The sequence below is a fragment of the Chitiniphilus shinanonensis DSM 23277 genome (genome assembly GCF_000374805.1).
GTDB classification, from domain to species: domain Bacteria; phylum Pseudomonadota; class Gammaproteobacteria; order Burkholderiales; family Chitinibacteraceae; genus Chitiniphilus; species Chitiniphilus shinanonensis.
In genome coordinates this window covers 125,370-137,826 of record NZ_KB895338.1, presented here as the reverse complement: position 1 = coordinate 137,826, position 12,457 = coordinate 125,370, and the positions used below count along the sequence as shown (strand labels likewise).

The window sequence follows — 12,457 nt, the reverse complement described above, 5'->3', positions numbered from 1 at the left end:
CCCTTCCCTCTTCTCCCTTCCCACGCCGGACGAAGTCCGGCGTCTCACCCAAACGCGCGCGATTCCTCGATGGTGTCGCGCATCTCGAATTCGATCGGCCGCACGTACAGGCTGATGCGGGCCGGCGATCGTGCGCTGACGCGCACGCTCAACACCGAGAAATGCCCCTGCTCGTTGGCGTCGTCCACGCCGAACGCGGTCAGCCAGCGGTCGAGCGCGGCCACCTGGCGCGGGCGTTCGGCCAGCCCCAGGCGCAACAGGTCGAGGAAGCGGCCGGGCAGGTCGGGCAGGGCGGCCAGCAATATCTCCAGCTTCAGCTCGACGCCGTCGCCGGTGTCGCGCAGGCCCAGCAGCACGCCGCCGTTGGGCAATTCGAAGCGCCCGCCCAGGGCCACGCCCACCACCCGCATCAGGCTGGGCAACTGGTGGCCGATGCCGAGCCGGTTCATCAGCGGGCCCAGCGCCGACACCACCAGCGGGCCGCGATGCATGAAGGTGACGCGCTGGCTGCCCACTTCGCGTTTGCAGCCGATCGAAGTGAAGATCGGCATCAGGGTCGGCATCTCGGCCATCACCTGCCGGGTCAGCCGCGACAGGTTGGGCGACAGCGCGTCGATCTGGCTGGGCATCAGCTCGTAGTAGATCTTGGTGGCGTACAGGCCGTCCTCGTCGAAGGCGCTGCCGAACCAGGCGCCGTAGGACATCCAGCCCAGCCCGCTCATGCCGCGCCATTCCTCGCTGCGGCTGTCGAACCAGCGCAGCGCGTCCTTGCCGAAGCACGGCGAGATCAGCCGGCGCATCTCGCGGGTGGCCTCGTCGCGGCGCGCCACCGGCGAGGCGCCGGGGCCGAGCGGCTCGATGGTGAAGCGCAGCGTGTCCGGCTCCGCCTCGGAGAACGACGGCTCGTACGGCACCGCGCCCGGCGTGAGCGCGTTGTCGGCGTAGGACACGTCGTCCTCGGGCAGGCTGAAGGTGCGGTCGAGCAGGCCGTCCACGTAAGGCAGCGGACTGCGCACCCCGAGCGCGTGCGACGCCTGCGCCAGCGAGTGCTTCACATAATCGGCCATGGGGCGTTTGCCGTTCGGCATGGCGGTTCTCCTGATGGTGTGCGTGGGTGAAACCCCAAATCTCGAACCACAGAGGACACGGAGAGCACAGAGGAAAACCGGGAGGAACCCGGTTCCGAATCACGAGTCCGCGAAGTGCGCGGGGAAAGGAACGGATCGCCCTGCCTGCTCTTGGTTTTCCTCTATGGATCTCTGTGCTCTCCGTGTCCTCTGTGGTTCAAGGTGTGGGGTTTCCCAAAACGTCGCCCTCGCCCTACATCCCCGGCAGCGAAATCCCCACGCTGTCGAGTACGTCGCGCGCGGCGCGGGGCATTTCGATGGGTTTGCTGGTGATGACCGGCGATTCGATCGGCTGCGAGTACTGTTCGATGCTCTGGTCCTGCACCCCGCCCACCGCCAGCCATTGCTCGCAGGCGTTGACCAGATCCCAGTCGGTGGGATCGACCAGCGGGCGGTCGCTGCCCAGGGCGCGCAGTTGCGGGTTGGTCAGGGCGTCGATCGAGATCACCTCCAGGCCGAAGCGGCCGGTCAGGCGCTGCTGGTTCTTAGCCAGCCAGCGCACCACGATGGCGCCTGCGTTGGCCTGCACCCGGTAGCGGTAGGTGTTGCGCGTGCCGCCCAGGTAGTTGGCGTTCACCTGGTCCACCACCTGCCACATGTCGCGCGCACCGAAGGCGCCGCGCACCTCGGGGTCGGACAGCAGGTCGCGGAACTCCAGGATGCTCTGTTGCAGGTCGGTGGCGGCGAAGTAGGCGATGCCGTAGCCGTGCAGCGACAGGTTGGCCGCCAGATCGCGCGCGGCCTTGCGCACCTGTTCCTGCGACACCGACATCGGCACCGTCTGGCGCAGCAGCTTTTCCACCGAGATCTGGCGCGAGAAGTTGGACACCGCCGACACGAAGCGCAGCCACAGTTCGTTGAATTCGCGGTTGGGCATGTTGCCGTTGGGGTCGCCGCCGGGCGCGCCGAAGGCCCGCATGTACAGGTCGCGGCGCTCGGCCTCGGTGATGCGCTCGCCGGCGGTCTTGTAGTAGCGGAACAGATAGTCGCCCGCCTTGCCGCGGCCCAGCGGCAGCAGGCCCTGGCGGAACAGGTCGACGATGCGTTCCACCACCTGGAACAGCCGCGCCTCTTCCAGCATGAAGCTGAAGTAGATGGCCTGCACCGCGTGCAGGTTCTCCTGGACGATTTCCACGTCCACCGAATCCTCCAGGTCGGGCAGCACGATCTCCAGCGACGACGCCGGGCCGCCGGACAGCACGCCGGTCAGCGAATCGAAGGCGGCGTCGATGCGGCTGGACAACCACGGATCGGCCGCGCTGACGCGGTCGGCCGCCAGCTTGCGCACCACGCCGGCCACGCTGCGCGCCGACAGGGCGTACACCACGTTGTCGCGGCGCAGGAGGGTGTCGCTGTTCTCGGAGATCTCGCCGGTGCGCGGATCGCGGCGCTTGCTGATCGAGCCGCCGGGGCGGATGGTGCCGACGATGGCGTCGTCCACCAGCCCCTGCTGGATCTGGCTGCGCACCGTCACCTGGTGCTGGCCGGACAGCGCGGCGAACACCGCGCTGAACAGTTCGCGGTTCTCGCGGTACTCGCCCTGCGCCTGGGTCACCTTCGAGCGGAAGCCGGGGCGGTCGGGCTCGGTGATGTTGTCCAGTTGCAGCAGGCCGGCCACGCCGGCCACTTCCTGCTCGCGGCCGTCCAGCCCGTTGCCGTCGCCCGGCACGCCGCGCTGCGAGCCCATCAGGCCGTGCTCGTGCAGCAGGGTGGTCAGGCTGTCGCTGTTCTGTTGCAGCAGCGTGGCCACCACCTCGCGGTAGAACGGATCGATGACCTCGTCCTGGTCGAGGGTGCGGCGGTACTGGTCGTATTCCAGGCGCTGCCGCGCGGTCAGGCCGCCGCTCTTGTCCTTGGTTTCGTCGATGGTCTTGTAGCGCTGCACGATCTCGGCGACCGTGGCGCGGCGGCGCAATTCGCGTTCGCTCAGGTCCACCAGCAGGATTCGGTTCATCTCGTTGTCTCCATACGGGTACTGGTCGTCTTCGTTCGTCGAGTCGTAGCCGACCAGATCGACCGTGGCGGGCGCGGCGGACTTGCGAGGCGGGCGCTTGCGGGTACTGCCCGTGCCGGAGCGCGCACCGCCCGAGCCCCTGGGTTTGGGGGTGAGAAGCACCTCGGGCCTGGCCTCGGCGGCCTTGACCTTCGGGTCCTCGGGTTTGCCGGCAGGGGCCGGCGCCTTGTCGTCATTCGCCATGGGCTTGCTCCTTGGAACCTGTTCTGGAAAAGCGGTCCGTTGCTGCGGGTGATCCGGTGTCGGGCCCCCGGTCGAGCCGCGAGGGGGCCTCGCTGCGCTCGGGTGGCGGGTCCAGCGCCCGCTTGCACATCAACCGCTTGGGTCCATGGCAGGTTCTCCGCCGGTTGTGAAAGAAAAACTCGGGTCTGCCGCGACTCCGTACTGCCCCGCGCGGCGAGCGGCGGCGTCGCGCGGTCATGGTTCGTCCTCCAGCAGGGCGTCCAGGCGGGTGTCCAGCGCCTGCAACGCGGCCAGCGCGTCGAGCACGCCGGCGCCGCCGCCTTCCACTCCGGCCACCGGGAACGGCCGGGCCGAGGCCACCAGTACCTCGCGCGCCAGCTCCGGGGTCAGCGGCATGGCGCGGCGCTGGGCGTAGGACGCCATCAGCGCGCACACCGCCGAGACGAACGGCGCGGCAAAGCTGGTGCCGCTGGCGCGCTGGTAGCCGGTCAGGCCGGTGGTCCAGATGTCGCGCCCCGGCGCCGACAGCGCCACGTGGCCGCCGCGGGTGCTGAAGCTGCACGGCTTGAGCGCGGCATCCACCGCGCCCACGGCGATCACGCCGGGGTGGGCGGCCGGAAAATAGCGCTCCTCCTTGCCGGAGTTGCCGCTGGCCGCCACCAGCAGCACGCCGCGCGCCAGGGCGTAGCGCACCACTTCCTGGTGCGGCGGGGCGTCGTCGGGGCGCAGCGCGGATTCGGGGGTACCGAAGCTCATGTTGATGACCTTCACCCCCAGGTCGATCAACCGCTTCATCCCGGCGTCGATGTTGGACAGGGCGCCGATGCCGACGCGCTTGTCGTTCTGCAACGCGGCGCCCAACACCCGCACGGGAGTCAGGCCGCACTGCCCGGCGCCGCCCGGCGGCAACGACAGGCCGCCCGCGTGCAGGATGCCGGCGCAGCCGGTGCCGTGTCCGACCTCGTCGTCCGGTTCTTCGTCGCTCAGGTGGTTGTCGCCGATCAGGGTCAGGCCGCCGGTGACGCTGGCGTCGAGATCCACGGTGTCGAAGCCGCGCCGCAGCGGCTCCAGGTCGCTATGGCTGCCCATCACGCCGGTATCGGCCAGCCCGACCAGCACCGCGGGGTCGCCCGGCTCGAAGCCCAGCGCCTCGGGCAGGCGGATCAGTTCGCGCGATTGCCAGGCGGCCAGTTCGTCCGGCCGGCCCGGCGCGGTGACGCCGTCGAACGGGATGCCGCTCAGTTGGTCCGGGCGCACGTGCTCGACGCTGGCCAGCTGCGCCAGCGCCTGCAACAGCGCCGGCATGTGGCGGTCGTCCTGCACCAGCACCCGCAACACCCGCGCCACGCCGGTCAGCTGTTCCACGTCGTCGTAGCGGCGCGCGCCGGCGGTGCCGGGACGCTGGTCGTGGCGGGTACGCGAGTTGTGCAGCCGGGTGCAGCGCAGCGCGCCGCCGTGGTGGCGCAGCAGGCGGTCGATCGGGCCGCCGTCGATGGATTCGGCCGGGGTGACGCCGTAGCGGCGGCAGGCCAGCAGGCTGGGCAGGTGCTCGGGCGTTTCGCCCAGGCGCAGCGTGATCAGCAGGCGGCGCGGTACGCGGGCTCCGTAGCCGTTCATGGCCGGGCCCTCCCGTCGCGCATGCGGCCGACGCTGCCGGTCGACAGGTCGACGTGGCCGACGTCGCCGTCGCCGAAATCGATCTCGGCCTCGCAGCCCAGCTGCATCGCCAGCGGCGCCAGCACCAGGCTGCCGTCGCCGGCCTCGATCACCGGCACCGCCTCGCCGGCGGCGCGCACCAGCGGCAGGCGGCCGGCGCGCAGCAGCGGGCTGGTGATCTGCACCCGGTTGCTTGCCACCGGGTCCGGCCCGCCGAGGCCGGCCTCGGTACGGCTTTCCACCTGGGTGACGCGCGGCGCGGCGGCGTTCATCAGCGCCTGTTGCAGCCGGTTCACCGGCAGCCGCGCCAGGCGCGCGATCACGTCGGTGCCGGCGGTCTTGCGCAGTTCGGTGAGCTGCTGCACGTTGCGCACGCCGATGCGCTCCAGCCGACGTTGCAGGTCTTCGCTGTCCTTACCTTCGCCCAGCGCTTCGCGCAGCGAGAACTTCGGGTCCTCGGGCTGGAAGTCGATGGCGTTCTCTTCGATCATCGGCTTGGTGATGGTGGTGAGCGCCAGCTTGATGGTGCTGGCCTCGGCGTCGCCGGGGCCGGCCGGGCGCACGAACACGTCGTCGTCCACCATCTGCACGAAGGCGCGCAGGTCGAGCGATACCTCCTTCACCGCGAAGGTGAGCGGCAGCTTGCCGACGCGCGCCTTGAGCGCCATCGCGGCCTGGGCTTTGTCCAGCTGTTCGGTCAGCGCCTGGATGAACAGGTCGAACGGCACGCCGCTGTCCTGCACCAGGGGAGGGATGCCGGCGCTCATGGCAGCTCCTCCGTCGGGGTTTCGCCCCAGCGCACGTACAGGCGCGACGGCGTTTCCAGCCAATCGGCGTCGGCGTAGTTGCGCAGCACGTCGGCCAGCACCACGCAGCCGCCGTCGCGGAACACCGGGCGCACGTCCATCGGCAGCGTCATCTCGGCCTCGGTCAGCCGCACGCCCAGGCCGCGGCGGGCGCCGGCGGCGCTGATGCCCTCCTGCAGTTCCACCAGCACGTCGGACAGATCGCGCAGCATCAGCGTGCTCCCTGGTCAGGCGCCGCCGGGGCGGCGGGCGCGGCGGGGGCCTGCGGCGCGGCCGGCGGCAGCGCCGGGGCGTTCAGGCTCTGCATGCCGGGCAGGTTGCGCTGCACCAGCGCGGCCTTGGCGGCGTCGGCCAGTTTGTCCAGCGGCAGGGTCTCGCTGACGAAGTTGAGCTTCACCTCGCCGAACAGGTCGGCGCGCAGGTTGGTTTCGTTCTGCGCGTTCACCGCCAGCGTGGACACCATGGTGTTGCCGCCGCTGTAGGTGGTGCTGCCGCGCTGGCCCCAGCCGCTGGATTGCTGCGCCGGATCGCTGCCGGCGGCGTAGCCGACCTTGGCGGTGTCCTGGGCGGTGGCGCGGAACATCACCTTGGCGGTGATCGAGCCGTCGCGCACCGCGATGCGGTTCATCCCGAGCGTGACCATGGCGGCCAGCAGTTGCTGGCGCTCGGCGCCCACCGCCAGTCGCACCTTGGGCAGCACGCGTTGTTCCAGCAGCTCGGTGCTCAGTTCCTCGCCGGCCAGGCCGTAGTCGGCCAGCCAGGCGGGGCTCAGGCCCTCGGCGCGCGGCGCCAGTTGCGGCGACGGCTGCTCGGCGGTAGGCAGGGCAATGCCGACTTCGCCGGGATAGCGCTGCGCCAGCCAGTCGCGCGCCTGGTTGGGGGTGATGTTCTCCTCGGTGAACTGGTCCACCGTCTTGGCCACCGCCGACACCAGGCTGGCGTAGCTTTCCATCTGCCGGATCGCGGCGTCGACCACCGCGTCGAAGGTGCCGTTGACCAGTTGCGAGACGAAGCCCGGGAAGTCGATCTCGTTGACCAGCGCGCCGGTGCGCGCCGCCAGCGTTTCGGTGGCGGGCGGCTTGGCGTTCTGCGCCGGCTCGGCGGCGGCCGGGGCCGGATCGGCCAGGGCGCGCGCCGGCAGGTGCTCGCTGTAGCCGATGAGCGGCGGTGGGGCGGGAGGACGGTTGGGCATGGTCATGTCCGGTCAGAGGGGGACGTGAACCATCGACAAAACCCGGTGGCGCGATGCCGGCGCGGTGGCCGGGCGGGGTTTTGTCGAGGGCTGCTAGAACATTCCCGTCTGCTCCCAGCGGAACTGCACGTTGCGCGTGCCGTTGCCGTACAGCCGCACGTCCACGATGGCGATCTGGTCCTGCACCAGCACGTGGGTGAAGCGGTACTCGAAGCGGATGCGCAGTGCCGCGAAAGTGGGGTTGTCGCGCGGATAGACGATGTTGTCGTCCATGATCTTGGCCTTGACCACCAGGCCCCAGCCGATGGCGTCGTTGGTCGAGATATTGCTGATCAACACGTTGCCGACCGATTTGCCGGTGTACTGCCAGTTGATCTCGAAGCCGGCGTAGATGTCGTCGATGTACGAATCGCTGACGCGCGGCCAGTCCTGAAGGCGGATCACCTCGCCGTTCTGCGTGGCCGGCGCCGGATCGGGCGCGCGGTCGTTCGGGTGCTTCATCCCGCGCAGCTGGTCCAGCTCCCAGGTGATGTCGCCGACGTTGTTGGCGACGCGCTCCATGGTGGCGCCGGCGATGGCCGAGGCGATCTCCACCGCCACGCCCGGGCCGGTCAGCGCGTGCGAGCGGCCCGACACCGACAGCGCCTCGCCCAGCGGCGGCGGTGCCGGGGCGCGGCTGAAGCGCGGCGCCTGCGGGTTGCCGCCCGCGCTGTCGGCGGTTTCCAGCGAGAACGGCGCGGCGGTGACGGCGCGGGCGTGCGGCGGAATCGTCGAGGCGTGCAGCAACTGGTATTGCAACTGGCCGCCGCTGGTGTTGGTGCGGCCTTCGTACAGCGCCAGGAAGTCGGCGTAGCTGAGCTTGATCCGTCCCGGGCTGCTGGGCCACGGGTCGTGCATGTACATAAAGGTGTCGGAGCCGTCCTCGGCGCCGTCGCTGGTCATGCCGACCAGCACCCGCACGTGGCCGCCACTGTCGCCGCGCCAGGTCATGTCGATGTAGAGCGGGCCGTAGCTTTCCAGCAGGCGGCGCCATTCGTCCACGGGATAGGATGCGGCCGGCTCGGCCACCAGATCCCAGACGTCGGCCAGGGCGCGGCGGTCCTTCGGCCACAACCCGTCCTTGTAGGCGTCGAGGATCGCCACCTTGTCGGAGATCTCCTGGTCGGTGACGCGGCGGTTGTCGCGCCAGCCCACCACCATGGCGGCGCTGGCGGCCCAGCACGAGCCGCCGGTGTTCTGCGGGTAGTAGGGCGTGGTGTCCCAATGCACCGAATACGATTCGCCGGACAGGCCGCGCGCCAGGCCCAGCGGGCGCGCCACGCCGAGCGACAGCGGCACGCCCAGCGGCACGTCGCTGGCGATCAGGTGGCCGACATAGCCCAGGCGGGTGCCGAACAGGTCGACGATGTCGCTGGGGCGGCTGTCGGCGGGTCGGGTGCCGGACAGCGGAATGCCGGCGTCCTGGAAGGCGTCGTACACCAGTTCGGAGCAGTACACCGCGCCGGCCTGGCCGACCTCCAGCCCCAGCACCCGCGCCAGCGCGTCGATCAGCGCCGCGCCGCCGGGGTTGAGGATGCGATAGCCGGTGAAGGCCACGCCGGCGTAGTTGTAGGGATTGCCGACCCGGCCGCGCGCATAGGCCACCAGCGCCGCCGCCTTGTCGTTGTCCACCCGCGGGTCGCGGTAGGCCACCGCCAGCAGCGCGCCGCCGATGGCGCTCGACAGCGGCACTTCGCGCACGCCGTCGCCCACCGCCTCGATCACCTTGCCGTCGCCCACGTAGAGCATGGCGTGGCTGACCGCCGACAGCGTGCCGGCGCGGATGCCGTACGACACCACGTGGCGCGCGGTCGAGACGATGATGTCGCCGGCCTGGAGCGCGTCGGTGCCGATGGAGCGGCCGCCTTCGCCCGGATCGAGCGGGATCGCCAGCGCGCGCACCGCCAGCGCGAACGACGTCGCGCGGCCTTCGATCCAGTCGATCTTGCGCGGGGTGATGAAGCAGCCGCGGTTCAGCCCCTGCGCCGCCGGCTCGCCGGTGACGTGCACCGCGCACACCTGGGCGCGCAGTTGCCCGCCGGCGTTGCTGATGTGGTACACCGGCGAGCCGCTGGCGCCCTTGAGGGTGAGGATCGGGTACTCGATCACCTCCGGCCCGCTCTGGCTGGCGGCGTAGCCGCCGTGCAGGTGCTGCTTGTCGCCGTCGATGGCCTGGGTCAGTTCCGGCACCGCCACCGATTGCAGCGAATAGCCGCAGACCACGATGGGCAGCTGGTCGGATGGCGTGGCGTTGAGGAACTCGAACCATTGGTCGTTGGGCGCCGCCAGCGGCACGTTGTCGATCACCGCCAGATCGTTGGCCCAGTTGCCGGTGCCGGTGTATCCCGGCGCGACGCGCCACGACGACGACGGCACCGAGGTCTCGCCGAACGGCTTGCCGCCGGCGCCGTTGCGCCCCGGAATGATGGTGACGTTGCTGGCGCCCGCCAGGTTGTGGGCGCAGGTGAGGATGCGGTTGCGGCCGATGTAGAAGCCGGTGCCCTGATACACGCCGTCCGGCATGGTCATCAGCAGCTGGCAGATGGCCGAGTGCGGAAAGATGCGGGTGTTGGGCACCCCGGCGAACCATTGCTCGCGCTCGGCGCTGAACGCGTCGTTCTGGCAGGTGAGGGCGCTGGAGGGATCGGTCGGGTCGTAGAACGGGGTGAGGATCTCCTGTGCCCGCACCAGCGGCGCGCGACGGCGTGCCGGCGGCGCGGCGGCGTAGCCTTGCGCCAGCGCCAGGCCGGACGCATAGCTGCCCTGCAGCGACAGGAACACCTGGATCGGCTCCACGCCCAGCCCGAGCCCCAGGCCGAAGGTCACGCCCTGGAACTGCAACGAGGTATTGAACAGCGCCTGCGCGCTGACCGACACCCCGGCATCGACCTCGGCCGCGATGGCCCAGCTGATGCCGCCGAAGGAATCGATGCCGCCGCCGACGATGGTGATCTGCAACTCGACCGAGGCGCTGTCGATCCAGCCGCCGCGGATGTCGAACTGGCCGTAATAGCCCACCTGGTCGCCCGGGGCGAAGATCAGGCCGGCGCCCACGCCGCCGCCGATCAGGAAGCCGACGCTGGCCGACGGGCCGATGCCGATGCTGACGTTGAAACGGTTGGCCACCGCGCGCAGCGCCAGGATGGTGCCGGCCAGGCCGGGGTTGAGCACGCCGAGCACGCCCAGCGCGATGGTCGCCTCGGTGCTACCGAGCACCCCGGTGCCGGGAAAGCGCGCCGGGCGGCGGTTGTTGGTATCCAGCGCAACCACCGGGTAGCCGCGCACGCTTTGCGCGGTGACCGGCGCGCCGCCGGTCGGTGCGGGGGTCGCCGGCGCCGTGGCCGCCGGAGCGGTCGAGGCCGGCGCGGGTGCGCTGGGAAAGCTGCCGAAGCCGTCGTCGTAGGGCGCGGGTGCGCCCGGGGCGCCGTTGGCGGCAGGGGCCGGCTGGGCGTTGCCGTTGGCCGGGCGCGGCTCCGGGCTGGACGGACGCGCGTCGCCGCCCCATTCCAGGCTCGGGTCATGACCATTGACCGCGCCGTAGGCCGACGGCGCGGCCGGCGACACCAGCCGGCGCAGTCCGCGACCGGACAGGCCGGTGATGTTGACGTACATGTTGCCGCTGGTGGGCGTCTGCACCGTGATCGGCACGCCGCCGCTGCCTTCGTCGTAGATGGCCAGGCCGAAGTAGAGCCGGGGCTGGCCGACGAAGTTGGACAGCACGTCCGGCGGCACCAGGTAGACCGCCTCGCCGCGTCGTGCCCGGATCGCGCCGCCCGCGCCGCGGCTGGAGTAGAAGTTGCTCCGACTGCGCTGGGCGCGACGCTCGGGCTTGAACAGCTCGGGATCGGTGGCGATCCCCACCTCGAACAGCGGGCTTTCCGTGCGGATGGTGAAGCCCAGCACGCTGAAACGATCGTCGATCGATTCGCGATTGGCTCGAATGACTGGCATGCGTCCTCTCCTACCGGCCTGGGCCGATGCGTGGCGTGGGCGCCGGGTCCGGGGCGGGGGACGCCGGTGCCGGGACGGCGGACGGCTGGGCCGCCGCATTCGCCGTCGTGTCGAACATCGCGGGGGATATCTGCTCCCAGAAGCGCTGGGAGGCGTCGATCCCGATTTCCTGGAGCAGCGGCGCCATGAAGCGCTCCATGCTGCCGAGATCGCGGAAAAAGCCCTTGCGGCCCGATTGGACGTGCTCGATGGAGCCACGCCATTCGCCGGGACCGGTCTCGTATTCGCCTCGCTCGCGCCAGACCCGCACGATGAACGAGGCGGTCTGGTCTTCCAGGAGCGACATGCACGGACTCCCCGCTGTTCGCCCTGGAGTCTCGCGCCGCCCGATCACGCCCCGATCACCGCCGGATCACGCCCGGATCACAGGCCCGTAAGGTTGCGTGATGCGCCGGTGATGGCGCCGTGATGCCGGTGCGGCAAACCCGGCATGGCGAAGCGGCGCGGGGCGCGCGTATGCTTGGCTGGCGTTCCACCACGGAGCCTGTCATGGCCACCACCTTCACCATCGGCGCGCTGGGCAAGGCCGCCGGCGTCAACCTGGAAACGGTGCGCTACTACGAGCGCATCGGCCTGCTGCCCGCGCCGCCGCGCAGCGACGGCGGCTACCGGCGCTACGACGGCACGGCGGTGCAACGGCTGCGCTTCATCCGCCGCGGGCGCGAACTGGGCTTCGGCATCGACGAGATCCGCACCCTGCTGCAACTGGCGGATCACCCGCAGCAGCCGTGCGATGCGGCCGACCGGCTGGCGCAGCGGCACCTGGCCGAGGTGGAGGCCAAGATCGCCGACCTGCAGGCGATGCGCGACGTGCTGGCGCGGCTGGCCGATTGCCACAGTCGCAGCGCCGAGCATTGCCGACTGCTGGAAACACTGGAACAGCGCGACTGCTGCGTGCACCGCGACTAGCCAACGAGCGGCCCTTGCCGATGGCCGCCCGACGCCGGGCATGCGCCACGAGCCGGGCGGAAGGCCGGCCCGCCATGGCAGGCGACGGCCCGCCGTCTTCCCCGCATGGAATCCGCGAGTGATCGTTCATATGGCGGGCCGCCCATGTTTTCATCAGGCTTTGCCCGGTCTTTCTTTGGTCTGCGCAATTGCCGACGGACAATTGCGCCTTTTTATTTCGGCCTTGGCATGGTTGGTGTCGGAATAACGGCCGATCGCCCGGCGCTCGCGCCCCACGAATTCGAATCGGCCTAAACGGCGGGCCAAATCGGCAATTGCCCGGGGCGAATCGGCCATTCGCGCCCGCCGTGGGCAGGGTGGCGGCCGCGCCTTGTCCCCGTTGGCTTTCTCGCATCCCGCATGCGTGAGCGGATGGGGCCGCCGATGCCGGACGGGGTATTGCGCGACGCCTGCGGGGCGCCCGGCATATAGATCGAATTGCCGGCCATGGCAATCGGGCAGGCAGAAAGCGCCGAATTTC

Annotated in this window: 10 protein-coding genes; 1 reads left to right on the top strand and 9 read right to left on the bottom strand. The window is 70.5% G+C overall.

Annotation, left to right across the window (positions count from 1 at the left end; genetic code table 11):
- Positions 1 to 44 precede the first annotated feature (44 nt).
- The 8 genes from C556_RS0106660 to C556_RS0106625 all read right to left on the bottom strand — a co-directional run bounded on the left by C556_RS0106660 (position 45) and on the right by C556_RS0106625 (position 11,314).
- A complete protein-coding gene (locus C556_RS0106660; RefSeq protein WP_018747460.1) occupies positions 45 to 1,088 on the bottom strand; it encodes a hypothetical protein in 1,044 nt (347 codons plus the stop codon).
- A 232-nt stretch (positions 1,089 to 1,320) separates the two neighbouring features.
- A complete protein-coding gene (locus tag C556_RS0106655; protein WP_026262867.1) occupies positions 1,321 to 3,324 on the bottom strand; it encodes a hypothetical protein in 2,004 nt (667 codons plus the stop codon).
- Between the two features lie 234 nt (positions 3,325 to 3,558).
- On the bottom strand, positions 3,559 to 4,941 hold the full coding sequence (locus C556_RS0106650; RefSeq protein ID WP_018747459.1) for a S8 family peptidase: 1,383 nt from the start codon (positions 4,939 to 4,941) through the stop codon (positions 3,559 to 3,561).
- Positions 4,938 to 5,747, bottom strand: coding sequence for a hypothetical protein (locus C556_RS0106645; protein WP_018747458.1), 810 nt, complete (start codon positions 5,745 to 5,747; stop codon positions 4,938 to 4,940). Before C556_RS0106645 ends, C556_RS0106650 begins: the two co-directional genes overlap by 4 nt.
- Complete coding sequence (locus C556_RS0106640; protein ID WP_018747457.1) at positions 5,744 to 5,998, bottom strand: hypothetical protein; 255 nt, start codon at positions 5,996 to 5,998, stop codon at positions 5,744 to 5,746. The genes C556_RS0106645 and C556_RS0106640 overlap by 4 nt, the downstream gene beginning before the upstream one ends.
- Complete coding sequence (locus C556_RS0106635; RefSeq protein WP_157235977.1) at positions 5,998 to 6,978, bottom strand: hypothetical protein; 981 nt, start codon at positions 6,976 to 6,978, stop codon at positions 5,998 to 6,000. The genes C556_RS0106640 and C556_RS0106635 overlap by 1 nt, the downstream gene beginning before the upstream one ends.
- Before the next feature lie 93 nt (positions 6,979 to 7,071).
- Positions 7,072 to 10,968, bottom strand: a complete 3,897-nt coding sequence (locus tag C556_RS0106630; protein WP_026262866.1) for a papain-like cysteine protease family protein — start codon at positions 10,966 to 10,968, stop codon at positions 7,072 to 7,074.
- 10 nt (positions 10,969 to 10,978) lie between these two features.
- Positions 10,979 to 11,314: a hypothetical protein gene (locus C556_RS0106625; RefSeq protein ID WP_018747455.1), complete on the bottom strand. Its 336-nt coding sequence runs from the start codon at positions 11,312 to 11,314 to the stop codon at positions 10,979 to 10,981.
- Between the two features lie 203 nt (positions 11,315 to 11,517).
- Here C556_RS0106625 and C556_RS0106620 point away from each other — a divergent pair, with 203 nt between their 5' ends.
- Positions 11,518 to 11,937 carry a MerR family transcriptional regulator gene (locus C556_RS0106620; RefSeq protein WP_018747454.1) on the top strand — a complete coding sequence of 140 codons (420 nt, stop codon included), beginning with the start codon at positions 11,518 to 11,520 and terminating at the stop codon, positions 11,935 to 11,937.
- Between the two features lie 153 nt (positions 11,938 to 12,090).
- Here the strand turns inward: C556_RS0106620 and C556_RS22855 are convergent, their stop codons facing one another.
- The gene (locus C556_RS22855) at positions 12,091 to 12,273 is read right to left on the bottom strand and encodes a hypothetical protein (protein ID WP_157235975.1); all 183 of its coding nucleotides are present in this window, start codon (positions 12,271 to 12,273) and stop codon (positions 12,091 to 12,093) included.
- Between the last annotated feature and the right edge of the window lie 184 nt (positions 12,274 to 12,457).

What these genes read in the sequence shown, in the direction of transcription:
- C556_RS0106655 (WP_026262867.1), bottom strand. Translation starts at nt 3,324, where the DNA reads ATGGCGAATGACGACAAGGCGCCGGCCCCTGCCGGCAAACCCGAGGAC.
- C556_RS22855 (WP_157235975.1), bottom strand. Translation starts at nt 12,273, where the DNA reads ATGGCCGATTCGCCCCGGGCAATTGCCGATTTGGCCCGCCGTTTAGGC.
- C556_RS0106630 (WP_026262866.1), bottom strand. Translation starts at nt 10,968, where the DNA reads ATGCCAGTCATTCGAGCCAATCGCGAATCGATCGACGATCGTTTCAGC.
- C556_RS0106650 (WP_018747459.1), bottom strand. Translation starts at nt 4,941, where the DNA reads ATGAACGGCTACGGAGCCCGCGTACCGCGCCGCCTGCTGATCACGCTG.
- C556_RS0106620 (WP_018747454.1), top strand. Translation starts at nt 11,518, where the DNA reads ATGGCCACCACCTTCACCATCGGCGCGCTGGGCAAGGCCGCCGGCGTC.
- C556_RS0106645 (WP_018747458.1), bottom strand. Translation starts at nt 5,747, where the DNA reads ATGAGCGCCGGCATCCCTCCCCTGGTGCAGGACAGCGGCGTGCCGTTC.
- C556_RS0106640 (WP_018747457.1), bottom strand. Translation starts at nt 5,998, where the DNA reads ATGCTGCGCGATCTGTCCGACGTGCTGGTGGAACTGCAGGAGGGCATC.
- C556_RS0106635 (WP_157235977.1), bottom strand. Translation starts at nt 6,978, where the DNA reads ATGCCCAACCGTCCTCCCGCCCCACCGCCGCTCATCGGCTACAGCGAG.
- C556_RS0106660 (WP_018747460.1), bottom strand. Translation starts at nt 1,088, where the DNA reads ATGCCGAACGGCAAACGCCCCATGGCCGATTATGTGAAGCACTCGCTG.
- C556_RS0106625 (WP_018747455.1), bottom strand. Translation starts at nt 11,314, where the DNA reads ATGTCGCTCCTGGAAGACCAGACCGCCTCGTTCATCGTGCGGGTCTGG.